We start from the raw sequence: 22966 nt of genomic DNA, 5'->3' as shown, positions 1-22966 counted from the left end.
ATCAATTAATAACAAAGGAAAATATTATGACAATCGAACAACTCAACACGCAATTCGGCATCGCAGGTAAAGTGGAATTTATCGCGGGTAACGGCGGATTGCCGATGATTCAGGTTAAAACCGCCAAAGCCAAAGCAGTGATCTCGCTGCATGCCGGGCAAGTGCTGTCGTATCAACCGGCCGGCGAAGCGGACGACGTGCTATTTTTAAGTGAGAAAGCGTATTACCAAGACGGCAAAGCGATCAAAGGCGGCGCGCCGGTTTGCTGGCCGTGGTTCGGTGCCGATCCGGAAGGTAAAGGTCGTCCGGGGCACGGTTTTGTGCGTAACCGCGGCTGGAATGTGATCGCCACCGAAGCATTGGCGAATGGCGATATCAAAGTCACTGTCGGACTCGACGATACGCCGGAAACGCAAGCTATTTGGCCACATGCGTTCAGTCTGCGGCAGGAAATCGTTGTCGGTGACACCTTGAATCTATCGTTAATCACGCGCAACACCGGTAAGGAAAAATTTAACATTACCCAGGCATTTCACACTTACTTCAAAGTCGGTGACATCACCCGCGCAAAAATAGCGGGACTCGCCGGTTGCGACTATCTCGACAAAGCCGGCGGCGGCAACACGCAAAAACATCAAACCGGTGACGTCACCATCGACGCCGAAGTCGACCGCATCTATCTGAACGTCGGCAATACCCTGACCATCGACGACACAGCCCTCAGCCGCCGCATCCAAATCACCTCGCAAGGCAGCAAAACCGCCGTGGTATGGAACCCGTGGGAAAAAATCGCCAAAGACATGGCGGATTTGGAAGATGACGACTACAAACGTTTATTGTGCGTCGAAACCACTAATGCGGCGGACGATGTTCGGGAGGTTGCGCCGGGTGGGGAGTGCCGGTTGGTGGCTGATTATCGGGTGGTGAGGGGGTGATGAGTGGCAAATGAATGATGTTAGCTATGTATTTACTTAGGGTTCGTTGCTTAAAGATAAGTGTGAGGAGATGGCATGGACGCCTCCCTCCCCACCGGGGAGTCGGGGTAAGCAATAGGAATTGAGTTAGAGCCCCTCGCGGACCTGACGGCATCTACGTGCCAAGGTGGAGATAATAGAATCTTTCCACAAACGGACGGAGGGGCTAAAATGAATTTTGCAACCTATGGGTTGGATATCGCAAAGCGAGTTTTTCAACTGTACTGGGTGACACACGAGAGCGGCGAGATACACAACCGCAAGTTTGGCAAGCAGGAATTGCTGGAATTTTTTGCGCAACGTGAAGCCGGACTGATTGCAATTGAGGCATGCGGAAGCGCGCACTGGTGGCGACGCAAACTGATGGCACTGGGACATGAGGTTAAACTGATTCACGCCAAGTTTGTCCGGCCCTTTGTGCAAGGCAACAAGACCGATGCGGCGGATGCCAAGGCAATCTGGACGGCGGTATGGCAACCGGGGATGCGCATGGTTGCGGGTAAAACAGAAGATCAACAAGCGCTGCTGGCACTGCACCGGATGAGATTATCGCTAATCAAGTTCCGTACCATGCAAGTGAACCAGCTGCGCGGCTTGCTCTACGAATTTGGTGTTACGTTGAAGGGCGGCAGACAAGCAGGTCTGTCAGAAATACAGCAGCGCATGACTGAACTGGAAGGAATCGTACCTGGTGTGCTGTTTGAAGCAGTCAAGGAGCAATTGAATCGGCTCGATGAAATCGAAGCGGACGTGAAGAACATTGAACGCAGAATCAAAGATTGGCAGAAACAGCAGGCTGCATGCAGGAAGATTGCTGAGATCCCCAGTGTGGGAATGCTGACGGCAACTGCCCTTGTCGCCACGATGGGTGAAGCAGATAGCTTTAAATCTGGGCGGGAATTTGCTGCCTTTGTGGGGCTTGTTCCAAGGCAGAGCGGCACGGGCGGCAAGATCAAGCTGTTAGGTATCAGCAAACGGGGCGACACGTATTTACGCACCTTGCTGATCCATGGCACCAGGGCCGTCATGTTCAACGCCAAAGATAAAGGCGCGTGGAGTGAAGCACTGCTCCAGAGGCGCCCGACGAATGTGGCCATTGTTGCGATGGCCAACAAGATGGCGCGAACGGCGTGGGCGATTTTAGCGCATGATCGAGAGTACCAAAAGGGTTATGTGAGCCAAGTGCTCACATAACAAAGAACAACCACTGAAAAGGAGTGGAATGCTGATAGGTTGTGCAGGTAGATAAATCCGTGTGATGGCGAAACAGGTCGGACCGCAAGAACGTAAACCTGAATTTTTACCAGTGCTTCGAGCACGACGAGGAGATGAGGGCGTTCTTGGCGAATTCCATTAGGGCCCGCAGACAGAAATCCAATCTGCAATAAGGCCGGATATAAGACTGCAGCCGATTTCCTTTTTACCAAAACACGAAATATTGCTTGCCAAACCGGGAGGTGTCCATATAAGGGGGAGAAATGGAAGGACTCATCGGATTAGCTATTTTTCTTTTTTTTGTTTACCTTGTTGTTAGAGATTATTGGGAATACCTCTTATTAGTAATACCAATCATTGGTTTCATATGGTTCATACTGGATCAAATGAAGAAAGCGAAGATTGCTGATGAAAAACAAAAGCAATATCAAAGAGAAGAAGAAGCGCGAGTTTTAGCTCAGACGGATTCAATTTCGAAGTGCAACACCTAATGGTAATTTAGTTGTAGTAATCGCGACCTGATCTGACAGCCCCCCCGATTTGACGATGTGCCTGTTAGATCAAATTCAGTTATTCAATGCGGTGATTTTATCGTTCCATACCTCCTTTGCGTCAATTAAAGTTTGCATTGGCGTGCGTCCGCAGCACATCTTTCCTTGGTGAGTACGCGAATTGTTGTAATACGCCATCCATTCATCCAGATCGTGTTGTAACTGCTCGATCGAGTGGTAGATCTTACGCCGGAATGCCACTTGGTAGAATTCCTGCAAGATGGTTTTGTGGAAACGCTCGCAAATACCGTTGGTCTGAGGATGATTGGCTTTCGTTTTGGTATGCTCAATCTCGCTCAGTGCCAGATAGAGCTGGTAATCGTGACTCTCCGGTCTGCCGCAATATTCGGTGCCACGGTCGGTCAGGATGCGGATGACGCCCATACCTTGCTCAGCGAAGAACGGCAGTACCCGGTCATTGAGCAAATCAGCCGCTGTGATTGGTGTCTTGGTGGTATACAACTTGGCGGCCGCCCATTTGGAATAGGTGTCGACGAAGGTTTGCTGGTATATCCGCCCCACACCCTTGAGGGTGCCGACATAAAACGTGTCCTGGCTACCGAGATAGCCAGGATGAGCGGTCTCGATCTCACCATGGGCCACATCATCGTCCTGTTTTTTCTCTAGCGCCTGCACCTGCGCCTCAGTCAGCACCGTTCCGGTCTCGGCGACATGCTTTTCCAAAGCCGACAAACGCTTTTTGAACGACTCCAGATTCTGGCGCAGCCACACCGAACGAACACCAGACGGAGAAACAAAGATTCCGCGTTTGCGCAGTTCATTGGAAACTCGGACTTGACCAAAAGCCGGTTGCTCCAGGGCGAAAGCAGTGACCGCCACCTCCGTCGCTTCTTCTACACGGTTCTTGATGTTGGGCTTGCGTCGATTCGCATCGATCAGCGCTTCAACGCCCCCTGCTTCTACCGCTGCCTGATAGCGATAGAAAGTATCGCGTGAAAAACCCATCACCTTGCAGGCGCGGGATACATTGCCAAGTTCGGCTGCCAAATTAAGCAGACCAATCTTGTGTTTGATGACTTTCTGTTGAACACTACTCATGGGATTACTCCTTTTCGCTTTCGCGTTTGGTTGATAAAGTTTCGCACCTCTATCAAACCGGGTAATCCCACCTCTTGGCAAGACCCTGCTGTCAGATCAAGTCTGAATTACTACAATTTAGTGTAACGCACCGTCTTCCCGAAGAATATCTCAAACGGGGTTCTGAATCCAAGCACTTTGCGTGGCCGGTGGTTGAGTCTATCCACTGCCCATTGCACTTGTTCCTGGGTAACCTCAATCAGCTCCATTGCCTTGGGGAAATACTGGCGCAGCAACCCGTTGCTGTTCTCGTTCAAACCACGCTCCCATGAACGGTAGGGACGGGCGAAATAGACATCCGCATCCAGTTCCGCCGCGATGGTTTCATGCTCTGCAAACTCTTTCCCGTTGTCGAACGTCATGGTGTAGCACTTGTCTTTATGGGGGTGCAGCAGCCGCGTTATCGCCGCCGTCACACCCGATGCCTGTTTGCCGGGTACTTGGGCTGCCAGTATGTAGCGCGATTTCCGCTCAGCCAATGTGACCAAGGCGCCTCGATGGTTCTTGCCGATCACGGTGTCGCCTTCCCAGTCGCCTATGCGGCTCTTCTGATCGACAATCCCCGGGCGTTCGTCACTGCCGATCCGGTTCTTGATCGTGCCCCGGCGCTCTTGACCGCTCGCGTAACGTTTTCTGCGTGGTTTCTGGCAGCGCAAATGTTGCCACAGGTCGCCACCACGGCGTTTGTCTTCATAAATGTGCACGTAAATCGTCTCATGGCTGATTCTCAACCCGCATTCCAGTGTAAGCCGGCAAGATGCTTGTTCCGGGCTCATGTCCAGCCGGATCAACCGTTCAATCTCCGCCCATTCTGGCAATGAGAAACGCTGGGCATTGACGCATTTCTTTCGACGCTCATCCCGCAATTCCTGCGCCTGCTTTGGACGCCAGCCACGCCGGTCTTTGTTCCGCCCGAATTCCCGGGATATCGTCGACTTGTCTACGCCCACTTCATCCGCAATTTGCTTTTGGTTCAATCCCGCTTTCTTCAAACCGGAAATCTGGTATCGTTGCTCTCGGGTGAGCTGCTTGTAGTGCTTCATCTGTGCTCCTTTTACTTGGTGTTTAAGCAGCTCCGATACTACCGCAGCTTGCCTATAAACTTCCTTACAAAAGTTGCACTTCAATGTTGAATCCGCCTTCTATTGAACGAGCAGCAACTTATCTGGGTCATTTCGATGGCGGTGTTGTTTCTATAAACAAGGACGTTAAGAGATATCAGGAATTAACTAAGCTTTATGAAGATAAACCACCACGTTTTCTAATAAATGCTGATTCGGTAAAAGGAATGATTGCTGGAAATACGACGACTGATCGGATGAAGGCAATAGTGCGGCAAGCACAACGAAATTTTCAATTTGCTTCGATATACGAACAAAGGAAGACCAATCAGATTCTTATTGCTGGGTTTACAAATTTAGCCCAAGCACTGGATGGGATGAGTCAGAGAATTTCAGATTCGATAGATGCACTTGGGTGGCAGGTTTCAGAAATGTCCACATCACTAAGTACAGCTTTAGAAACTCTTAAAGGACAGATGACTACATCGAATCAATTAGCAGCTAACACATCTGAATCGGTTCAAGATATTCGTTTTACATTTCAAAAGGAAGCAGCAGAACTGGAGAAGCGCCATAATTTCGCACTTGATATGCTCGACAATATTCAACATGGACGTAGGCCGATTAGTTTAGGCTTAGAAAAACATCTAACCACTGTGCCAATCAATCGCAATAAGGATAGCTAGAAAAAGCATCACTGCGCACTAGCACTGCGAGCAAGCCAGGGGTCACAAGCCAGGGGTCACGTCTTGACATAACGGTTATGAAATCAATCAACAATCAATGGGGAATCAATGGGGTCAGACTCGATTGTTATTATAATTTGCGCTATACTTTTGTCGCTCAAGTAAATTAAAAAGATAAGTTATGGCACGACTGCCCAGATTTGATGTTCCCGGTTATACGCAGCATGTCATTCAGCGCGGTAATAATCGCAGTGTTATTTTTGCGGGTGAAGAAGATTATGTGTTTTATTTGAATAAATTGGGCGATGCTTGCAAGAAATATCAGTGTGACTTGCATGCTTATGTGCTCATGACCAACCATGTGCATTTGTTGATGACTCCACATTTGAAGGGTGGTATTGGTAAAGTGATGCAAATGCTGGGGAGGTATTATGTTCAGTATTTTAATTTTCAGTACAACAGAACGGGCACCCTGTGGGAGGGGCGTTATAAAGCAACGGTGCTGGATAGTGAGCAATATTTATTAAGCTGTAGTCGTTATATTGAGTTGAATCCGGTGCGTGCCGACATGGTTAAACATCCGGCAGATTATCCTTGGTCCAGTTATCATTTTAATGCATTGGGCGTGAGTAATTCCCTGATCAAGGCGCACACAATTTACACTGCGCTTGGACACGATGCTTCTAGCCGTCAATCGGCTTATCGCGCTTTATTCGAGCATCAAATTCCGGAACGAACGATGGATGAAATCAGGGCTGCAACCAATAAAGCCTGGGCATTAGGAAATGAGCGATTTCTTCAACAAATTGCAGATTTGACACAAAGACAGACTCAACCAAAACCACGGGGAGGCGATAAAAGATCTAAAAGGGCTCAAGAAAGAGGTATCAAAGGAGTCTAACCCCATTGTTTTTAGAGTGAGAGAATTAAAGCGAACTTAATATAGATATGCAATTATATACACCCCATAAAAACAGAATAAATGAAATAGACATAAGAACCCAACAACTAATAATCCCGCGTTTAGTTAAGCCCCAGTTTTGTTTTTCTTCAAGATCAATCTCATTTTTTATAAATCGGATGGCCTGCTCAGAATGGAAATTAAGTGCTTGATTCGCAACAATTGCAAGTATTCCATAGATCAGAGAACCGATTATCGCGCCGAATAAAAATTTCCATAATGGTGAAACAAGTTGCGAAATAGGGTGACCACTCGCAGCGATTGCTCCCATAAATGTTGCAAGAAGGATAATCCCAGATCCATTACTAATAATAAGAAATCGCATAATGTGGCCAATATATTCACGGTCATCTTTAACTTTATTCTCAAGCTCAAGAATCATTATTTCCTTCAATATTTCTTTTTTCTGATCATCAAATTCATTAAATTTAGTCATAAAACATAATCATAAAAATTAGTAGTATGCCACTTTCCACGAAAAATTCATCAATCAAATAAGCGTGATAGGTTGGAGTGACAACAGGAACTTCAACGCAGAGATAGAGAAAAGAACTGATTACCAGTCAACAACAGGAATTGCTGTCCATCCAGGTCCTTTCCGATTGACGGTGCCTTGCCATTCCATAACTAACCTCATTAGACCTTCCTCATCAAACCGCACGTGCGATTTTTCCGCAATAGACAATTGATTGCGGTGTCAAAAATAGGCTTAGATGCGCACATAAACTGCAATTTTTTGCTTCCTCGAAAACGTTTCTCATTCGCCTACCGGTTATGAACGATGCTCCCGTAGCCACTCCATGAGCGCTTCATCCATGCGTGTTTGCCAGCCGCTGCCGGTAGCGCGGAATGCATCGACTACTTCGCGTGATAAGCGGATGGTGATTCGTTCTTTGGTTACAGCGGCGCGCGGACGTCCTACGCGCTTCAATTTCACAAACTCGGCATCGGTCAGTGGCAAAGCATCCGGATCGGACAATGCGGCTGCGGTGATGGCAGCATCTTCTTCCGGTGTCGGCAAATACACTTTTTTGCCTGATTTAGTCTTGAGATACATAGCGTTTAACCTCTTCAGGAGTCTGTCGGAGTTAAGCAATCGTAACGAGCCAAGTGGGGGAGCGGTTCAGATAATCTTAATTTTGAGGAATATGGATAGTTCCGCTATGGAGCTTCGATAATTATTACGATGAAAGAATTCATTGCCTGCAAATCAATAGTTTCTTTTCATTGAAATGCGGATGCTCGATCCAGAAATTCGGTTGACGTTGCAAGGTAGGGAGGTGGAAATTCTTGATGATTTTCGTCGGCGATCTTTTTCAGGGTTTGAATTGCATCGATCACCAAGTTCCGGGCAGTTGCAAAGTCTTCTTCATACACGCTGATATTGGGAAATTCAGCTACCCTGCCCACGTATAGAATTTCATCGTCGATTTCTTCTTTACGTATCGTAATCGAATAGGCTTCAGGATCAAATTTCATTTCATGTGCTCCTTGATTGCGTTTTCGTGTTGTTTGACAAATTTGTATAGCTTTTTGATATACGGGCGTTTAACGGCTTCACCCTTATTATGACCACAATTATAGTTAGGATACTCAATTAATGATACGGCCGGATGCCGTGCGATTTTATGGCCAGCGCTGCCGCAGTTTTCAATTTGGAATCCCAGAGCAATTAATAGATTGGTGAATTCTTTACAGGATGCGTTGGCGCTGGTGGTTAGGTCTTCGAGTTTTTTGAGGAGTTTTCCGAATTCTGGCATGAAGAGTATCGCGAATTCAATTTACAAACAAACTCAGTGCCTGGGTGTTTCAACATGCAGCTTCAATCCGAGCGCCTTAATGACTTTCAGGATCGTGGAGAAGCTGGGGTTGCCGTCTCCGGACAAAGCTTTATAAAGACTTTCTCTGCCAAGCCCGGTATCGTGCGCAAGCTGTGTCATGCCGCGCGCACGGGCTATGTTTCCCAGCGCTTTGGCGATAAAAGCGGCATCATCGCCAGCCTCTTCCAGGCAGGCTTCAAGGTAAAGTGCGATGTCTTCCTCGGTTTTGAGGTGCTCGGCACTATCCCAGCGCCGCAATTTGATTTTATCCATGGGTTATTCCTTAATTTTGCGCGCCAATTCAAGTGCTGTTTCTAAATCGCCATGACTTATTCCGGCAGTATAGCGCTGCCAATCAAAGTAAGGCCCCGGATCGGTTTTGCGGCCGGGGGCGATGTCGGAATGGCCGGCGATGTGCTGAATCGGATACCGGTGGCATAAGCATTCGGTCAAAGCGATCAATACGTCATATTGCGCATCGGTAAACGACGTGGTGTCGCTGCCTTCGAGTTCGACGCCGACCGAGAAATCATTGCAGCGCTCGCGGCCCTGCCAGTTCGAAACACCGGCGTGCCAGGCGCGCTGGTTGCATGGCACGAACTGAATCAAGCTGCCATCGCGGCGGATGAAAATATGCGCCGAGACTTTCAAGCCCTGTAGCGATTGATAATAAGGATGCGCCTGCGGGTCGATCCGATTGGTGAACAGTTCGATCACGCCGTCGCCGCCGAACTCATCGGGCGGCAAGCTGATGTTGTGGATGACCAATAAATTGATGTCGATACCCGGCGGGCGCTCGTCGCAATTCGGCGAGGCGATGAATTGAGCAGTATCGAGCAAACCGGTAGCATCAATGTGCATGTTAGAATTGACTGATAACTAAATGTCCATGCATGGTAGCTTACCTTAACAACACTTGAAAATCGGAATCGCATGAAGCAAGGCCAATTCATTACGCTGGAAGGCATCGACGGCGCAGGGAAATCGACGCAATTGGCGTGGATCGTCGAGCTGTTGCAGAATGCTGGATTGCAACCGGTGGTGACGCGCGAACCGGGCGGCACGCCACTGGGTGAACGCTTGCGGGAATTGTTGCTGGACAAATCGATGGCGATGCACGCCGAGACCGAAGCGCTGTTGATGTTTGCTGCGCGGCGTGAGCATCTGGACAAAGTCATTCTACCGGCGCTGGTGCAGGGGCAATGGGTGATTTCCGACCGTTTCACCGACGCCAGTTTTGCCTATCAAGGCGGCGGACGGGGACTGGATCAGGCCAAGCTCGGTATTCTCGAGCAATGGGTGCAGGATGCTTTGCAGCCGGATTTGACGTTGTACTTCGATGTGTCGGTCGAAGTTGGGCAACAGCGTGTTAATCGCATCAAGGATGCCGATCGTTTCGAGCAGGAGCAAGCGGGTTTTTTTCAGCGCGTGCGAAATGCTTACCTTGATCGCGCGCGGCAATTTCCCCAGCGTATTCAAATCATCGACAGCAGCCGTGATCTGGCAGACGTGAAAGCGGCAGTCGAGCAAGCCATTCAACGGTTGTTGCAACATGTCTGACATTTATCCCTGGCAACAAGCAATCTGGCAGAAGTTGCTGCAAAGCCGCTCGCTTTGGGGGCATGCGTTGCTGCTCAAAGGCAAAAAAGGCACCGGTAAGTACGATTTTGCCCGCCTATTGGCTCAGTCGTTGCTGTGCACCGCACCGACAAGCAACCGGCAAGCGTGCGGCCAGTGTGTTAGCTGCGGTTGGTTCGAGCAAAACGGTCACCCGAATTTCCACGCGGTGTTGCCGGAAGCGTTGACCGCCGTTACGGAAGGCAGTGCCGCTAAAAGCGAGAGCGATGATTCATCCGCCGATAAGACAACCAAGAAAAGCGCCAGCCAGCAAATCAGCATCGAGCAAATCCGCAAGCTGAACGATTTTGTGTATCTGACCGGCCATCAAAGCGGCTATAAGATCATTTTGATCTATCCGGCAGAAGCGATGAATACCGCCGCCGCCAACGCGTTGCTGAAAAAACTCGAAGAACCGCCGCCGAACGTGTTGTTCCTATTGGTCACGCATCAGGCGCAACATTTGCTGCCGACCATCCGCAGCCGGTGCCAGCAATTAACGATGCCGGCGCCGGATATAACGGCGTCGCTCGCGTGGTTACGGCAGCAAGGGATTAACGATGCGGAGCAATATCTCGCCGCCGCCGGTTATTCGCCGCTGTTAGCGCTGCAGCTCGCGAAAGGCGACGACGCGCAATCGTTTGAACAATTCATCCGCCAGGTCGCCGATCCCAAACGGCTCGATCCGTTGCTACTGGCCGAAGTGTTGCAGCAAAACAGCTTGCCGGTCGTCGTCACTTGGCTGCAGAAATGGTGTTATGACTTGGTCAGTTACCGCGTCACCGGCAAAGTCCGTTATTTTCTGACGCAATTACCGGCGATCCAGGCGCTGAGCAGTCAACTCGATCCGCTCGCCTGTGGCGCATTTTTCCGGGAACTGAACAATAAGCAGAAACTGGCGCATCATCCATTGAATCCGCGCCTGTTTCTGGAAGATTTGTTTATCGCTTACGCCGCACTGGCGCAGCCGCGCTGATTACTTGCGTTCGAAAGTATCGTCCGCTTTCAAAACCTTCAGCGCCGCGCTCGCGCAAACTTCGTCAAACTCGATGCCCGGTGCGCCGCCGACGCCAATGCCGCCGACCACTTCACCGCCGACTTTGATCGGAAATCCGCCGCCCAGCAGCAAGATGTTGTCGTTCAGACGCGTCAGGCTTTGCAACTCCGGCTTTTGCGTGACCAATACCGCGTATTTATGCGTCGAATCGCGCAGGCTGTTGGCAGTGTAAGCTTTGCGGCGGCTGCTATCCAACGTGTGCGGCCCGGCGCCGTCGGCTTTCAGTTGCACCTTGAGCAACCCGGACTGATCGACGATCGCCACGCTGACTTTAAAACCGTCGTCCTGACATTTTTTGATTGCCGCCATCGCCGCCTGGGTTGATAATTCCAACGGTAACACTTTTTGCGCCGGGAAATCCTGCGCGGAAACGTGGCTGGACAATGCCCATAGCGATAGCGCCGCAACTACGCTGGTAACTGATTTGCGTGAATGGTTCATGGGTATGACTCCTTTGGTTTCATGAAATCAAAATAATAGCTACAAAGTGAGATTATCACGGCTAACAACGAAAGGTGACAACATGATTACACAAACGATCGATTATCACGACGGCAGCACGATTCTGGAAGGTTATCTGGCGTATCACGACACCGGTACACCGAAGCCTGCGGTGCTGGTGTCGCACGACTGGAGCGGGCGGCGCGAACTTGCGTGCAAAGGCGCGGAGCGCGTTGCGGATATGGGCTATGTCGGTTTTGCGCTGGATATGTACGGCAAAGGCATTTTCGGCGCCGATGGCGATGCCGATCGCAACGGTGCCTTGATGGCGCCATTCGCGCAAGACCGGGCATTGCTGCGCCGCCGCATCAACGCTGCCGTACAAGCCGTGCGGCAACTGCCGCAAGTCGATGCGACCAAAGTCGCGGCGATGGGTTATTGCTTCGGCGGCCTATGCGTCCTCGAATTAGCGCGCTCCGGCGCGGATGTCAAAGGCGTGGTCAGCATCCACGGTATTTTTGCGCCGGGCGATGTGCCCAATGAAGTCGTCACGGCTAAGGTGCTGTGCCTGCACGGTCACGACGACCCGATGGTGCCGCCCGAACAAGTGCTTGCGTTCGAAACCGAAATGACCCGCGGCAACGTTGATTGGCAAGTCCACGTCTACGGCGGCACCATGCACGCCTTCACCAACCCGAAAGCCAACAACCCAAGCTTCGGCACTGTCTACAAGGAAATCGCAGCAAACCGCGCGTACCGCTCGATTGAGAATTTTTTAGGCGAAGTGTTTAGCTAAATCGCGAAAAGCGGCTCATGACTGAACCGGCTCAAAGCGTTGAATCCGGTTTAGTGCATCGCCTAAGCTGGCCCGCGTAATTGCCATATCGTAATCGGTTTGCAATCCCATCCAGAACTCCGCGCGGGTACCGAAAAACCGCGCTAACCGAAGCGCAGTGTCAACCGTGATCGCACGGCGCTCTCGTACGATATCGTTGATGCGCGGTGCGGGGACCTGCAAGGCGAGTGACAGTGCATGCGGCGTAAGCTTCAACGGAATAAGAAACTCTTCGCGCAGAATTTCCCCCGGATGAATCGGCGACAATTTATCGCCAGTAGCAACATCGCTGAAATCCAGGTCGTGTATATCTTCAACTCGAATCGTCATTATCGAAAACCTCTTCAATGATAATCAACTATCTCAACATCGTACGCGTTGCCGGCTTCAAATCTGAAGCAAATCCGCCACTGATCATTAACCCGAATGCTCCAAAGCCCATCACGATCACCCGATAATTTTTCCACTCTATTACCAGGTGGCACGCGAAGTTCCTCAATGGAGGCAATATTGTGCAGCTGCACCAATTTTCTACGAGCAACCTGAAGAATATTGGGTGGTAAGCGCCGTACTCTTTCATTAGCAAACACCGCAGCGGTTTCTTTGGTGGCGAATGTTCTAATCATGTGGAAATAATATAACGCAATACGTTAAATATCAATCGATATATATGACCTAAAAATCATGTACTCAAATTTTCAGCTTTCGGCCTAATGGATCACTTGTTTGCTGTTGCAGTTGTCATGTCACAGTCAGATACGATAGTATTATCAGATATTTAGTGAGAGGCAGTGAAATTGATACATTATATTTTGGCTCATAACGAGTGAGATACCAGCCTGAACAAAGAATTATAGTTGAAACTGAGATTCCCACCGTTGGCGATAAAAATATCAAATTCGAATTACCAATAATCTTACCTAGAATTGCAATTCCCCAACCGTACAAAAATCCCGCAATAACCGCTAGGCTCGCATAATTTGAAAGGCGATGCAGCCTTTCTCTGTTACTGAATAACGCAGCCATGATTAAGGGAAATAAAGCGAGAGAACCACCATAAATGGATAAGGCAAGATCAGCAATAGAGAAACCGAAGTACTTAAGCCCTTCTACTAAAATCACTGCCAGATAAGCAGCTAAGAACAATATGATCCGCGAATTCAGTAGTTCAGTTTTGGATTCGATACGTTGATTAAGTGAAGCTTTCTTAAGTGGTGCTAGTATATCTTCAGAATTTTTAATTGCAAACACCAGTGGTGATTCGTCGGTCATAAGAAAAGTAATCTTTGAAAATCAAACAGGTGCAGATAGATTGAGCAAAAGAAAGCCTCGATCTAGTTCTCAATCTTCTGTAGTATGGAGTAAAGCACTGGACATGGCTAAACGGATGGTGCCTAATGCCATAATCAAATAGTATCTCGAATCGAAAGGGTACTACTGTCCACCAGGCCCGTTCTTGTTCTGCGCACGAACAGCTGAATAGAATTTCTTGATAGCTAGTAGCTCCGATTATCTTTCGGAGCTACTTTTATTTCCATATGTTTGGTAATAGAATTGCCCTGGAAATCGGGCAGTTTTTGGGTTGAATTAATTAGGCAGCTTGTTTTTTATTACGTGCAAAGAATCCCAACAACCCAATTCCCATTAGCATCGTTGCGTATGTTTCCGGTTCCGGTACCGCGCTGACAAATGTGACATCCACATTGATTCCATCCAATGAGCCGAATGACTGTCCAGCGCTTTTGGTAAATGCGAATACCAGCGTATCTCCGGCGATCACGGATAAATCATTACCGCTTAAATGCCAAGTATTAGATCTATCGCCATACGATGCGTTTGAAATGGTGGCTGATCCGAGAGAAGACCCGCCTAATGAAGCAAAAACATCATTTGAACGATTAACAACGGAATGCGCATACCAAATATCGCTTGTGAAATCAATGGTTCCTGCTTCCGGTGCGGTCCATACGATGAATAATGGATCACCGGCATTAGGGCTGTGGACAATCACGTCGCCAGCCAGGAAATCCGCGTCGGTTTCTCCGGCGCTACTGCCATTAACCGCAGTTTTAATGACATCAGGCGTGTTTGTGTTTAAATCCGGGCCGGTGCTCCAATAACCGGGGAGCACCGCCGGATAAAGCGGATTACCGTTATTCAATGGAACCTGCGGTGTCAGCAAAGCGGCGCCATACAAAAACGACCATGCACCATTGGGATTATTGCTGTAACTGAAATCATTCGACAGATTGTAACTTGTAGCAGCGGATGCAAGCATAGGGGCTGCAAGCAACGCACCTGCAATATATTTATAGATTTTTTTCATTACTGTCTCCAACTGTGAATCTGAACCCAAGAGAAAATATTAATTTGGAATGCGATTGTTCCGTCTGGGATTTTATTCGAAGTGGAATCTTATTTCTATTACTGGCCTGTCCTTATTAACTAGTACATTTGTCCTGTTTTTTGCCATTTTTGCCGATCTGAAGTTGTTTTATAGCGTTTGGTGTGAATCCTTTCAATGCTTTTCTCCTGCAGTTACGAAAAAACCGCCATTCCCGCCGTTTACCCGGCGAATGGAAACAACCAGCTCAGGTATAATGCCAAAATCTTTTTTTTGAAATTATTATCCGATCTATGACGAGAGAATCCCGCACAGCCTTATTGGAAAGTTTATTTCCCCAGCGCATCCTGATCCTGGATGGCGCGATGGGTACGATGATTCAGACGTTTAAGTTAACCGAGGCGGATTTTCGCGGACAGCGCTTCGCCGATTTTCCGCATGATCTGAAAGGCAATAACGATTTGCTGACCCTGACGCAGCCAGACATTATCCGTTCGATTCATAACGGTTATCTGGAGGCGGGTGCGGATATTCTCGAAACCAATACGTTCAATTCCAATGCTGCGTCGATGGCGGATTATCACATGCAGGATCTGGTGTATGAATTGAATGCTGCTTCGGCAAAGCTGGCGCGCGAGGCGGCACAAGCTTATGAAGCGAAAACGCCGGATAAGCCGCGCTTTGTTGCCGGCGTCATCGGCCCGACGACCAAAACCGCGTCGATTTCGCCCGATGTCAACGATCCGGGGTTTCGCAATATTACCTTCGATCAATTGGTGGTCGACTATACCGAATCGATCCGCGGATTGGTCGATGGCGGCGTGGATATTTTGCTGGTGGAAACCATTTTCGATTCGCTGAACGCCAAAGCGGCGTTGTTTGCAATCGATCAATTTTTCGAGAAGCATAATATCCGCTTGCCGATCATGATTTCGGTAACGATTACCGATGCCTCCGGACGCACGTTGTCCGGGCAAACACCGGAAGCATTCTGGAATTCGATTAGCCATACCCGGCCATTGTCGGTCGGTATCAATTGCGCGTTGGGCGCTGAGTTGATGCGGCCCTATATCGAGGAGTTATCGGGTGTTGCGGATGTGTATATTAGCGTGCATCCCAACGCCGGGTTGCCGAATCCGCTGTCCGAAACCGGTTACGATGAAACACCGGAATATACCGCCAACCAGATTAAAGGTTTTGCCCAAGATGGCTTTGTCAATATCGTCGGCGGCTGCTGCGGCACCACGCCGGCGCATATCAAAGCGATTGCTGGCGCAGTGAGCACCATTCCACCCCGCAAGATTCCCGAAATACCGAAGAAATTACGCTTGTCCGGATTGGAGCCGCTGAATATCGGCGACGATTCGTTGTTCGTCAACGTCGGGGAACGGACTAACGTGACCGGTTCGCGCGCATTCGCCCGCTTGATTCTGAACGATAATTATGCGGAAGCGCTCAGTGTGGCGCGCAGCCAGGTGGAAAACGGTGCGCAGATTATCGACATCAACATGGACGAGGCGATGCTCGATTCGCAAAAAGCCATGGTGACTTTCCTGAATCTGATCGCTGCTGAACCGGACATCTGCCGCGTGCCGATCATGCTCGATTCGAGCAAATGGTCGGTGATCGAAGCCGGATTGAAATGCATTCAAGGGAAGTCGATCATCAACTCGATCAGCATGAAGGAAGGTGAAGAAGAGTTCATTCATCATGCCAAATTGGCGCGCCGCTATGGTGCGGCGGTGATCGTGATGGCGTTCGATGAGAAAGGCCAGGCCGATACCCTGCAGCGTAAGGTCGAGATTTGCACGCGTAGTTACCGGATTCTGGTCGATCAGGTTGGGTTTCCGCCGGAAGACATTATTTTTGATCCGAATATTTTCGCGATTGCCACCGGTATCGAAGAACATAATAACTATGGTGTGGATTTTATCGAAGCCACCCGCATGATCAAGCAAACCTTGCCATACGCCAAAGTGAGCGGCGGGGTATCCAACGTATCGTTTTCTTTCCGTGGCAACGAGCCGATTCGTGAAGCGATTCACACGGCCTTTTTGTACCATGCGATCAAGGCCGGCATGACGATGGGGATCGTGAACGCCGGGCAATTGGGTGTGTATTCGGATATTCCGCCGGAATTGCTGGAGAGAGTCGAGGATGTGCTGCTGAACCGCCGTCCCGATGCGACCGAGCGTTTAGTCGAATTTGCCGAACAGTTTAAAGGACAAAAGAAAGAGCAAGTCGAAGATTTGGCGTGGCGCGACGAGCCGCTGCAGCAACGGTTGACGCATGCGCTGGTGAAGGGTATTTCGACTTATATCGAAGTGGATACCGAGGAAGCGCGCGCTGAGATCGAGCGCAAAGGCGGCCGTCCGATTCAGGTTATCGAAGGTCCGTTGATGGACGGTATGAGCGTAGTAGGCGATTTATTCGGCGCCGGAAAGATGTTCTTGCCGCAAGTGGTCAAATCCGCCCGCGTGATGAAGCAAGCCGTGGCGTATCTGCTGCCGTACATCGAAGCGGAGAAGAAATTGCTCGGCGATGATAAGCCCAAAGGCAAGATCGTCGTCGCTACCGTCAAGGGCGACGTGCACGATATCGGCAAAAACATCGTGGCGGTAGTGTTGCAATGTAACAATTACGAAGTCATCAACATGGGCGTGATGGTGCCGAGCGCTCAAATTCTGGAAACGGCGCGGCGTGGAAACGCCGATATCATCGGTCTGTCCGGGTTGATTACGCCGTCGCTGGAAGAAATGGCGCATGTCGCCAAGGAAATGCAGCGTGAGGGGTTCACGATTCCTTTGTTGATCGGTGGCGCGACGACGTCGCGGGTGCATACCGCCGTCAAAATCGCACCGCATTACGATGGTCCGACCGTATGGGTGCCGGATGCCAGCCGCGCAGTGGGCGTGTGCAGCAATTTGCTGTCGGAAGATTTGCGCGACAACTATATGCGTGAAATTAAGGAAGAATACGAAAAAGTCCGCACCCAGCATAAGAACAAGAAGGGACCGTCGAAGTTATTGACGCTGGCGGAAGCGCGCGCCAATGCGTTCAAGACCGATTGGTCGAATTATCAGCCGTATCAACCGGAGCTAACCGGGGTGCGCACGCTGAACAATTATCCGCTGGAAAAAATTGTGCCGTTCATCGATTGGACGCCGTTCTTCCAGGCGTGGGAACTGGCCGGGCGTTATCCCGATATTCTTACCGATGAAGTAGTCGGTGAAACAGCCAGCCATTTGTTCCGCGACGCCCAAACCATGCTGAAAAAAATCGTCGAGCAAAAATGGCTGAGCGCCAATGCGGTCATCGGTTTATTTCCGGCGAATGCGGTCGGTGACGATATCGAGATCTATACCGATGCTTCGCGCAGCAAAATCGCGATGGTTTACCACTGTTTGCGGCAACAGGATCAAAAGCCCTCGGGTAAGCCCAACCGCTGCTTGGCCGACTATATTGCACCGAAAGAAACTGGCATCAAGGATACCATCGGTTTGTTTGCGGTCGGTGCCGGGTTCGGCATCGACGATCGTATCAAAGCGTTTGAAGCGGCAAATGACGATTACAGCGCGATTGTATTGAAAGCCCTGGCCGACCGGCTGGCGGAGGCATTTGCCGAGCATATGCACATGCGCGTGCGCCGCGAGTTCTGGGGGTATGTCAAGGATGAAAAATTGACTAATGAACAATTGATCAATGAAGAATACCTTGGCATCCGTCCTGCGCCGGGTTATCCCGCCTGTCCTGATCACACTGAAAAAGGACCGTTGTTCGCGACGCTGAACGCCACTGAAAATACCGGCATCATTATCACCGAGTCGTTTGCCATGGTGCCAACCGCGGCAGTTTCCGGCTTCTACTTCTCGCATCCGGAATCGTCCTTCTTTGCGGTCGGCAAGATCGGCAAGGATCAAGTGGAAGATTACGCCAAACGTAAAGGCTGGACTGTGGAAGAGGCGGAACGCTGGTTGGCGCCGGTGCTGGCGTATGAACGGTAATTCCGCAGCATTTTAAGATACCGCCAAAAAATTGTTTGGGAAGACGAGAGTTTTAACATCCGCTCCTGAAAGGCGTGTCACGGGGCATCGGTGTCTTTATTTGTTGCTATTTTTTCCATATTTTTCAGAAAACAAGCAAAATACTTATTCAGTTTCTTAATTGAAAGGTTTAATATCGAGGGTGGTGAATTTAATTATAGTTAAATTTCCACCGTAAGAGAGCAAGGTAATTTATTGATAATAATAAGTTTATGCTAATGGAGGCATGCCTTGTAAAAATAAAAATTTTAGTAGAGGAATTCATTATGATGAAAAAAAATATGCGCACTCTGGCAATCGCCGGATTGTTTTCACTAACACCGCTTGCCGTTCATGCGGCGCCGGTTGATTTATCAGGTTGGACGGAACTGACCCTGAATTACCCGGGCGGTCAAGGCCCGGGCAACTGGGTACTGGAACCCGGTAATACCGCTGTTGAGCAGGTAATCAATGCCGATCCGTCGTTCTTTTTGAACAATCAAAACCTGAGCAGTTATACCGTCGACGGCACCTGGAAGGTTAAAACATCCGGCGACGACGATTACATGGGATTTGTTTTCGGTTATCAAAATTCCAGCAATTTTTATCTGTTCGACTGGAAACAAGCGTCGCAAGGCTATGTGGGTCGCACCGCGGCAGAAGGGATGACCCTCAAAAAATTTGAAGGAGCGACCGGCGATGGTCTGGTGGATTTATCATTGGAAGAATTCTGGGAGAATCAGGTCGATTTCGGCGATATGAGCGTGCTCGCCACCAATCATTCCAGCACCAAAGGCTGGGTTGATAATGTCGAATACACCTTCCATCTGGAATACAACCTGACGCCCGGTGACATTCATATCGTGATTAGTCAAGGTGCTATCGAGCTGTGGAACGTGACCGTGAACGACACCACGTTTGCCTCGGGACAATTCGGTTTCTATAACAATTCGCAATCCAATGTGCGTTACGCCGGATTCGAAGTCACCCCGGTTCCGGAACCTGAAACATATGCCATGTTGCTGGCCGGTTTGGGGCTGGTGGGTTTCTTAGCTCGCCGCAGAAAAGCAGCCGCAGTTTAAGCAGTTTAATAATCGTAATGTTTTATACAAAAACAGGAGCTTAGGCTCCTGTTTTTGTATCCGCATGATCAAACTTACAGCAATGACCGGTAAATTTTCAGATAAGCCGATGCGCTGGTTTGCCAGCTAAAATCCTTGGCCATGCCGTTTTTTTGTAATCGCTGCCAGGTTTTTTTATCGTGATAAGTAGCTGCAGCGCGTTGAATGGCGTGAAGCAAGCTATCGGCGGACATGGTATCGAACAGGAAACCGCTGGCGCTATTGTTGGCAAGCGTTTCCGGGGTGCAATCAACCACCGTATCGACCAGGCCGCCGGTGGCATGCACGATCGGCGGTGTGCCGTAATGCTGGCTGTACATTTGATTCAGTCCGCACGGCTCAAAGCGGGACGGCATCAGAAAGCAATCGGCGCCGGCTTCGATCAAATGCGATAGGGTTTCGTTATAGCCGATGCGCACTGCGATGCTGCCCGGGTGGCTGTGCGCCAGCATTACCAGAAGGTGCTCGAGCTGTGCTTGATCGCTGCCGAGCACCACCAGTTGCGCGGGAATATTTATCAGTTGCGGCGCGATCTGTATTAATAGATCGGTTCCTTTTTGGTAACTCAAGCGGCTGACCATGCCGAACAGCGGGATATTGGCATCGACAGTCAAATCCATGCGCTGCTGCAAAGCGCTTTTGTTGGCAGCCTTGCCGGAAAGCTTTTGACGGTTGTAGTGTTGTGCCAGGTGTGGATCGGTTGCGGGATCCCATTCCCGGGTATCGATACCGTTGACGATACCGCTCAGTTGATTGCTGCGCGTGGCGAGCAGGCCTTGCAGACCGAACCCCAGCGGTTCCGTTTGTATCTCTTTGGCGTAATTCGGGCTGACGGTAGTAAGGTGGTCGGCATAATAAAGCCCGGCTTTGAGAAACGATAGATTGCCGTAATATTCGACGCCGTGAATGTCGAAACTCTCGGGCGGCAAACCCAATTGCACGACAGTTCCGGGCGGGAAGCAACCTTGAAAGGCGAGGTTATGGATGGTGATGACAGTAGCCGCTTTATTGCCGTTGTGGAAATGCAGGTAAGCGGGGGTGAGCCCGCTTTGCCAATCATTGCAATGCGCGATGTGCGGGCGCCAGGCAATTGGGCTGCTATCGCTGCTCAATATTGCGCCGATTTTTGACAACAAGCCGAAGCGCAATGCGTTATCCGGCCAGTCGCGGCCGTATTCGTCCATATAAGGTCCGCCATCACGGCAATAGAGGCCGGGGCAATCAATCACAAATACCGGAATGTGTTCCGCTTTGTTCAGCGATAACCGCGCCGACAGCAAGGATGCGGGAGGAAAATGCGCCAATGATGAAAAATCAGCGATCTTGGATTTGTATTTCACCCCGGCCAGCACTTGCGGGTAACCCGGCAACAACAGCCTGACATCGGTTTGCAGCGCCCGTAAAGCAGCAGGCAGCGCGGCGCTGACATCGCCCAGACCGCCGGTTTTGCACAACGGATAGACTTCCGAAGTGATAAAAAGCACACGAAGCGATTGTAGCGACGGCATGGGGGGCGTTACCGGTGTGCTTTGAAATACTGAATCAGGCCATTGGTGGATGCATCATGTGAAGTTACAGAATGATCGTCCGCCAATTCCCCGAGAATCTTTCCGGCCAACTGTTTACCCAGTTCCACGCCCCATTGATCGAACGGGTTGATATTCCAGATCACGCTTTGCACAAACACCTTATGTTCGTACAGCGCAATCAACGCACCGAGCGTTTGAGGGTCGAGTTTCTTGAAAAGAATCGACGTAGTCGGGCGATTGCCGGGAAACACCTTGTGCGGTAAGAGTTGTTCGATTGCTTGATTGCTCACCCCTTGTTTTTGCAGTTCGGCACGGACTTCTCCCTCGTCTTTTCCGGTCATCAGCGCTTCGGTTTGCGCAAAAAAATTAGCCAGCAGCATGTGGTGATGATCGCCTACCGGAAACTGACTCTGGCACGGCGCCAGAAAATCGGCGGAGACGGTTTGCGTGCCTTGGTGCAACAATTGATAAAAGGCATGCTGCCCGTTGGTGCCGGGTTCACCCCAAACCACTGCGCCAGTAGCATAATCGACGGCTTGGCCGTCTCGCGTGATGCGTTTGCCGTTGCTTTCCATCTCCAATTGCTGCAAATACGCAGGAAAACGGTGCAGCGATTGATCGTACGGTAATACCGCATGACTGGCGGTGCCATAAAAATTGATTTGCCAGATGCCCAGCAACCCCAGCATTACCGGCAGATTTTGTTGCAAAGGCGCGGTGGCGAAATGCCGGTCCATGTCACGGGCACCTGCGAGCAATGCATAGAAATGATCCATGCCGGTAGTCAACGCGATCGGCAAGCCGATCGCCGACCATAGCGAGTAGCGGCCGCCGACCCAATCCCAGAATTCGAACATGTTATCCGGGTCGATACCGAATTGTGTCACTGCGGCACGGCTGGTCGAGACTGCGACAAAATGCTGCGCGATCGCTTGTTCACTGCCGCCGTTTGCCAGAAACCATTGGCGCGCGGAGTGGGCATTGGTTAATGTTTCCTGCGTGGTAAAAGTTTTCGACGCGATAATGAGTAACGTCGTTTCCGGGTTGAGATGCCGCAGAGTGTCGGTCAATTGCGCGCCGTCGATATTGGAAATGAAGTGCGGCTTGATGCCGTTCACCCAATAGGGCTTCAGCGCCTCGGTGACCATCACCGGGCCGAGATCCGAGCCGCCAATGCCGATATTGACGATATCGGTAAAGATCTTGCCGCTATAGCCCCGGCGCGCGCCGCTTTGAATCGCGATGGCAAAACGTTCCATCTGTTTGAGCACACGTTTCACATCGGGCAGCACATTCACGCCATCGCAATAAACCGGTTGGTCGCCGCGCAATGCGATGTGCAAGGCAGCGCGTTGTTCGGTGGAATTGATTTTATCGCCGGAGAACATGCGGTCGATCCAATTTTGCAATTGCTGTTGATGCGCCAAAGCCAGCAACAAGCCGACAGTTTCAGTTGTAATTGGCTGTTTCGAGCAATCCATCAATATGTCTTTAAATTGCAAGGAGAATTTCTCGAAGCGGGTTGGATCGTCATGGAACAATTGGCGCAAGTGCCGAGCCGTCATGACGGAATGGTGCGCTTTTAATGCAAGCCAGGCGGGTGAGTGTGTAAGTGCTGACATATCGTATTTACG

The 22966-nt window shown here is 50.1% G+C and carries 25 protein-coding genes; 10 read left to right on the top strand and 15 right to left on the bottom strand.

All coding sequences use genetic code 11. The features are described from left to right. The first annotated feature begins 26 nt into the window (after positions 1–26). The 3 genes from ACV7NC_RS04270 (at position 27) to ACV7NC_RS04260 (ending at position 2680) form a co-directional block, all read left to right on the top strand. The gene (locus tag ACV7NC_RS04270; RefSeq protein ID WP_458154236.1) at positions 27–935 is read left to right on the top strand and encodes a D-hexose-6-phosphate mutarotase; all 909 of its coding nucleotides are present in this window, start codon (positions 27–29) and stop codon (positions 933–935) included. A 210-nt stretch (positions 936–1145) separates the two neighbouring features. Next, complete coding sequence (locus ACV7NC_RS04265) at positions 1146–2168, top strand: IS110 family RNA-guided transposase (protein ID WP_458154235.1); 1023 nt, start codon at positions 1146–1148, stop codon at positions 2166–2168. A gap of 284 nt (positions 2169–2452) precedes the next feature. Continuing rightward, entirely contained in the window at positions 2453–2680 is a 228-nt protein-coding gene (locus tag ACV7NC_RS04260; RefSeq protein WP_458154234.1) for a hypothetical protein, read from the top strand. A 75-nt stretch (positions 2681–2755) separates the two neighbouring features. Here ACV7NC_RS04260 and ACV7NC_RS04255 read toward each other — a convergent pair whose 3' ends face one another. Continuing rightward, entirely contained in the window at positions 2756–3799 is a 1044-nt protein-coding gene (locus tag ACV7NC_RS04255; RefSeq protein WP_458154233.1) for an IS481 family transposase, read from the bottom strand. Positions 3800–3909: 110 nt separating this feature from the next. Then, positions 3910–4881 carry an IS30 family transposase gene (locus tag ACV7NC_RS04250; RefSeq protein ID WP_458154232.1) on the bottom strand — a complete coding sequence of 324 codons (972 nt, stop codon included), beginning with the start codon at positions 4879–4881 and terminating at the stop codon, positions 3910–3912. A gap of 83 nt (positions 4882–4964) precedes the next feature. Here ACV7NC_RS04250 and ACV7NC_RS04245 point away from each other — a divergent pair, with 83 nt between their 5' ends. Beyond that, a complete protein-coding gene (locus ACV7NC_RS04245; RefSeq protein WP_458154231.1) occupies positions 4965–5585 on the top strand; it encodes a hypothetical protein in 621 nt (206 codons plus the stop codon). Positions 5586–5766: 181 nt separating this feature from the next. Next, positions 5767–6486 (top strand): transposase, encoded by a 720-nt coding sequence (locus ACV7NC_RS04240; protein ID WP_458154230.1) that lies wholly within the window; start codon positions 5767–5769, stop codon positions 6484–6486. A 25-nt stretch (positions 6487–6511) separates the two neighbouring features. Here the strand turns inward: ACV7NC_RS04240 and ACV7NC_RS04235 are convergent, their stop codons facing one another. From ACV7NC_RS04235 to ampD, 6 genes are all read right to left on the bottom strand, one after another. Continuing rightward, the gene (locus ACV7NC_RS04235) at positions 6512–6982 is read right to left on the bottom strand and encodes a hypothetical protein (protein WP_458154229.1); all 471 of its coding nucleotides are present in this window, start codon (positions 6980–6982) and stop codon (positions 6512–6514) included. A gap of 336 nt (positions 6983–7318) precedes the next feature. Continuing rightward, positions 7319–7603 (bottom strand): BrnA antitoxin family protein, encoded by a 285-nt coding sequence (locus ACV7NC_RS04230; protein ID WP_458154228.1) that lies wholly within the window; start codon positions 7601–7603, stop codon positions 7319–7321. 167 nt (positions 7604–7770) lie between these two features. After that, complete coding sequence (locus ACV7NC_RS04225) at positions 7771–8025, bottom strand: hypothetical protein (protein ID WP_458154226.1); 255 nt, start codon at positions 8023–8025, stop codon at positions 7771–7773. Beyond that, positions 8022–8306, bottom strand: coding sequence for a hypothetical protein (locus ACV7NC_RS04220; protein WP_458154225.1), 285 nt, complete (start codon positions 8304–8306; stop codon positions 8022–8024). The genes ACV7NC_RS04225 and ACV7NC_RS04220 overlap by 4 nt, the downstream gene beginning before the upstream one ends. Positions 8307–8339: 33 nt before the next feature. Next, on the bottom strand, positions 8340–8639 hold the full coding sequence (locus ACV7NC_RS04215; RefSeq protein ID WP_458154224.1) for an addiction module antidote protein: 300 nt from the start codon (positions 8637–8639) through the stop codon (positions 8340–8342). A gap of 3 nt (positions 8640–8642) precedes the next feature. Further along, complete coding sequence (ampD, locus tag ACV7NC_RS04210) at positions 8643–9227, bottom strand: 1,6-anhydro-N-acetylmuramyl-L-alanine amidase AmpD (RefSeq protein WP_458154223.1); 585 nt, start codon at positions 9225–9227, stop codon at positions 8643–8645. Between the two features lie 72 nt (positions 9228–9299). On the opposite strand from ampD, the gene tmk reads away from it, so the two are divergent. Together tmk and holB are read left to right on the top strand one after the other, a co-directional pair. Beyond that, positions 9300–9926 (top strand): dTMP kinase, encoded by a 627-nt coding sequence (gene tmk / locus ACV7NC_RS04205; RefSeq protein WP_458154222.1) that lies wholly within the window; start codon positions 9300–9302, stop codon positions 9924–9926. After that, positions 9919–10959, top strand: coding sequence for a DNA polymerase III subunit delta' (gene holB / locus ACV7NC_RS04200; protein ID WP_458154221.1), 1041 nt, complete (start codon positions 9919–9921; stop codon positions 10957–10959). Before tmk ends, holB begins: the two co-directional genes overlap by 8 nt. Here the strand turns inward: holB and ACV7NC_RS04195 are convergent, their stop codons facing one another. Next, positions 10960–11481, bottom strand: a complete 522-nt coding sequence (locus ACV7NC_RS04195; protein WP_458154219.1) for a GlcG/HbpS family heme-binding protein — start codon at positions 11479–11481, stop codon at positions 10960–10962. It lies immediately after the preceding gene. An 82-nt stretch (positions 11482–11563) separates the two neighbouring features. Here ACV7NC_RS04195 and ACV7NC_RS04190 point away from each other — a divergent pair, with 82 nt between their 5' ends. Next, on the top strand, positions 11564–12277 hold the full coding sequence (locus ACV7NC_RS04190; protein WP_458154217.1) for a dienelactone hydrolase family protein: 714 nt from the start codon (positions 11564–11566) through the stop codon (positions 12275–12277). Between the two features lie 15 nt (positions 12278–12292). Here the strand turns inward: ACV7NC_RS04190 and ACV7NC_RS04185 are convergent, their stop codons facing one another. The 4 genes from ACV7NC_RS04185 to ACV7NC_RS04170 all read right to left on the bottom strand — a co-directional run bounded on the left by ACV7NC_RS04185 (position 12293) and on the right by ACV7NC_RS04170 (position 14642). Then, positions 12293–12646, bottom strand: a complete 354-nt coding sequence (locus ACV7NC_RS04185; RefSeq protein ID WP_458154216.1) for a HigA family addiction module antitoxin — start codon at positions 12644–12646, stop codon at positions 12293–12295. Between the two features lie 14 nt (positions 12647–12660). Further along, positions 12661–12942 (bottom strand): type II toxin-antitoxin system RelE/ParE family toxin, encoded by a 282-nt coding sequence (locus ACV7NC_RS04180; RefSeq protein WP_458154215.1) that lies wholly within the window; start codon positions 12940–12942, stop codon positions 12661–12663. A gap of 115 nt (positions 12943–13057) precedes the next feature. Beyond that, positions 13058–13588 carry a hypothetical protein gene (locus tag ACV7NC_RS04175; protein WP_458154214.1) on the bottom strand — a complete coding sequence of 177 codons (531 nt, stop codon included), beginning with the start codon at positions 13586–13588 and terminating at the stop codon, positions 13058–13060. 319 nt (positions 13589–13907) lie between these two features. Next, the gene (locus ACV7NC_RS04170) at positions 13908–14642 is read right to left on the bottom strand and encodes a PEP-CTERM sorting domain-containing protein (RefSeq protein WP_458154212.1); all 735 of its coding nucleotides are present in this window, start codon (positions 14640–14642) and stop codon (positions 13908–13910) included. 311 nt (positions 14643–14953) lie between these two features. Here ACV7NC_RS04170 and metH point away from each other — a divergent pair, with 311 nt between their 5' ends. Together metH and ACV7NC_RS04160 are read left to right on the top strand one after the other, a co-directional pair. After that, entirely contained in the window at positions 14954–18664 is a 3711-nt protein-coding gene (gene metH, locus ACV7NC_RS04165) for a methionine synthase (protein ID WP_458154211.1), read from the top strand. Between the two features lie 251 nt (positions 18665–18915). Next, positions 18916–19764, top strand: a complete 849-nt coding sequence (locus ACV7NC_RS04160) for an FxDxF family PEP-CTERM protein (protein ID WP_458154209.1) — start codon at positions 18916–18918, stop codon at positions 19762–19764. 74 nt (positions 19765–19838) lie between these two features. Here the strand turns inward: ACV7NC_RS04160 and glgA are convergent, their stop codons facing one another. Then, positions 19839–21311 (bottom strand): glycogen synthase GlgA, encoded by a 1473-nt coding sequence (gene glgA / locus ACV7NC_RS04155; protein WP_458154208.1) that lies wholly within the window; start codon positions 21309–21311, stop codon positions 19839–19841. A gap of 8 nt (positions 21312–21319) precedes the next feature. Then, positions 21320–22954, bottom strand: coding sequence for a glucose-6-phosphate isomerase (gene pgi / locus ACV7NC_RS04150; protein WP_458154207.1), 1635 nt, complete (start codon positions 22952–22954; stop codon positions 21320–21322). Between the last annotated feature and the right edge of the window lie 12 nt (positions 22955–22966).

Source organism: Nitrosomonas limosa, from assembly GCF_054188085.1.
Note: the sequence above shows the minus strand (reverse complement) of the source record. Positions and strands in the feature narration are given on the sequence as shown.

What these genes read in the sequence shown, in the direction of transcription:
- ACV7NC_RS04270 (WP_458154236.1), top strand. Translation starts at nt 27, where the DNA reads ATGACAATCGAACAACTCAACACGCAATTCGGCATCGCAGGTAAAGTG.
- ACV7NC_RS04265 (WP_458154235.1), top strand. Translation starts at nt 1,146, where the DNA reads ATGAATTTTGCAACCTATGGGTTGGATATCGCAAAGCGAGTTTTTCAA.
- ACV7NC_RS04260 (WP_458154234.1), top strand. Translation starts at nt 2,453, where the DNA reads ATGGAAGGACTCATCGGATTAGCTATTTTTCTTTTTTTTGTTTACCTT.
- ACV7NC_RS04255 (WP_458154233.1), bottom strand. Translation starts at nt 3,799, where the DNA reads ATGAGTAGTGTTCAACAGAAAGTCATCAAACACAAGATTGGTCTGCTT.
- ACV7NC_RS04250 (WP_458154232.1), bottom strand. Translation starts at nt 4,881, where the DNA reads ATGAAGCACTACAAGCAGCTCACCCGAGAGCAACGATACCAGATTTCC.
- ACV7NC_RS04245 (WP_458154231.1), top strand. Translation starts at nt 4,965, where the DNA reads ATGTTGAATCCGCCTTCTATTGAACGAGCAGCAACTTATCTGGGTCAT.
- ACV7NC_RS04240 (WP_458154230.1), top strand. Translation starts at nt 5,767, where the DNA reads ATGGCACGACTGCCCAGATTTGATGTTCCCGGTTATACGCAGCATGTC.
- ACV7NC_RS04235 (WP_458154229.1), bottom strand. Translation starts at nt 6,982, where the DNA reads ATGACTAAATTTAATGAATTTGATGATCAGAAAAAAGAAATATTGAAG.
- ACV7NC_RS04230 (WP_458154228.1), bottom strand. Translation starts at nt 7,603, where the DNA reads ATGTATCTCAAGACTAAATCAGGCAAAAAAGTGTATTTGCCGACACCG.
- ACV7NC_RS04225 (WP_458154226.1), bottom strand. Translation starts at nt 8,025, where the DNA reads ATGAAATTTGATCCTGAAGCCTATTCGATTACGATACGTAAAGAAGAA.
- ACV7NC_RS04220 (WP_458154225.1), bottom strand. Translation starts at nt 8,306, where the DNA reads ATGCCAGAATTCGGAAAACTCCTCAAAAAACTCGAAGACCTAACCACC.
- ACV7NC_RS04215 (WP_458154224.1), bottom strand. Translation starts at nt 8,639, where the DNA reads ATGGATAAAATCAAATTGCGGCGCTGGGATAGTGCCGAGCACCTCAAA.
- ampD (WP_458154223.1), bottom strand. Translation starts at nt 9,227, where the DNA reads ATGCACATTGATGCTACCGGTTTGCTCGATACTGCTCAATTCATCGCC.
- tmk (WP_458154222.1), top strand. Translation starts at nt 9,300, where the DNA reads ATGAAGCAAGGCCAATTCATTACGCTGGAAGGCATCGACGGCGCAGGG.
- holB (WP_458154221.1), top strand. Translation starts at nt 9,919, where the DNA reads ATGTCTGACATTTATCCCTGGCAACAAGCAATCTGGCAGAAGTTGCTG.
- ACV7NC_RS04195 (WP_458154219.1), bottom strand. Translation starts at nt 11,481, where the DNA reads ATGAACCATTCACGCAAATCAGTTACCAGCGTAGTTGCGGCGCTATCG.
- ACV7NC_RS04190 (WP_458154217.1), top strand. Translation starts at nt 11,564, where the DNA reads ATGATTACACAAACGATCGATTATCACGACGGCAGCACGATTCTGGAA.
- ACV7NC_RS04185 (WP_458154216.1), bottom strand. Translation starts at nt 12,646, where the DNA reads ATGACGATTCGAGTTGAAGATATACACGACCTGGATTTCAGCGATGTT.
- ACV7NC_RS04180 (WP_458154215.1), bottom strand. Translation starts at nt 12,942, where the DNA reads ATGATTAGAACATTCGCCACCAAAGAAACCGCTGCGGTGTTTGCTAAT.
- ACV7NC_RS04175 (WP_458154214.1), bottom strand. Translation starts at nt 13,588, where the DNA reads ATGACCGACGAATCACCACTGGTGTTTGCAATTAAAAATTCTGAAGAT.
- ACV7NC_RS04170 (WP_458154212.1), bottom strand. Translation starts at nt 14,642, where the DNA reads ATGAAAAAAATCTATAAATATATTGCAGGTGCGTTGCTTGCAGCCCCT.
- metH (WP_458154211.1), top strand. Translation starts at nt 14,954, where the DNA reads ATGACGAGAGAATCCCGCACAGCCTTATTGGAAAGTTTATTTCCCCAG.
- ACV7NC_RS04160 (WP_458154209.1), top strand. Translation starts at nt 18,916, where the DNA reads ATGCTAATGGAGGCATGCCTTGTAAAAATAAAAATTTTAGTAGAGGAA.
- glgA (WP_458154208.1), bottom strand. Translation starts at nt 21,311, where the DNA reads ATGCCGTCGCTACAATCGCTTCGTGTGCTTTTTATCACTTCGGAAGTC.
- pgi (WP_458154207.1), bottom strand. Translation starts at nt 22,954, where the DNA reads ATGTCAGCACTTACACACTCACCCGCCTGGCTTGCATTAAAAGCGCAC.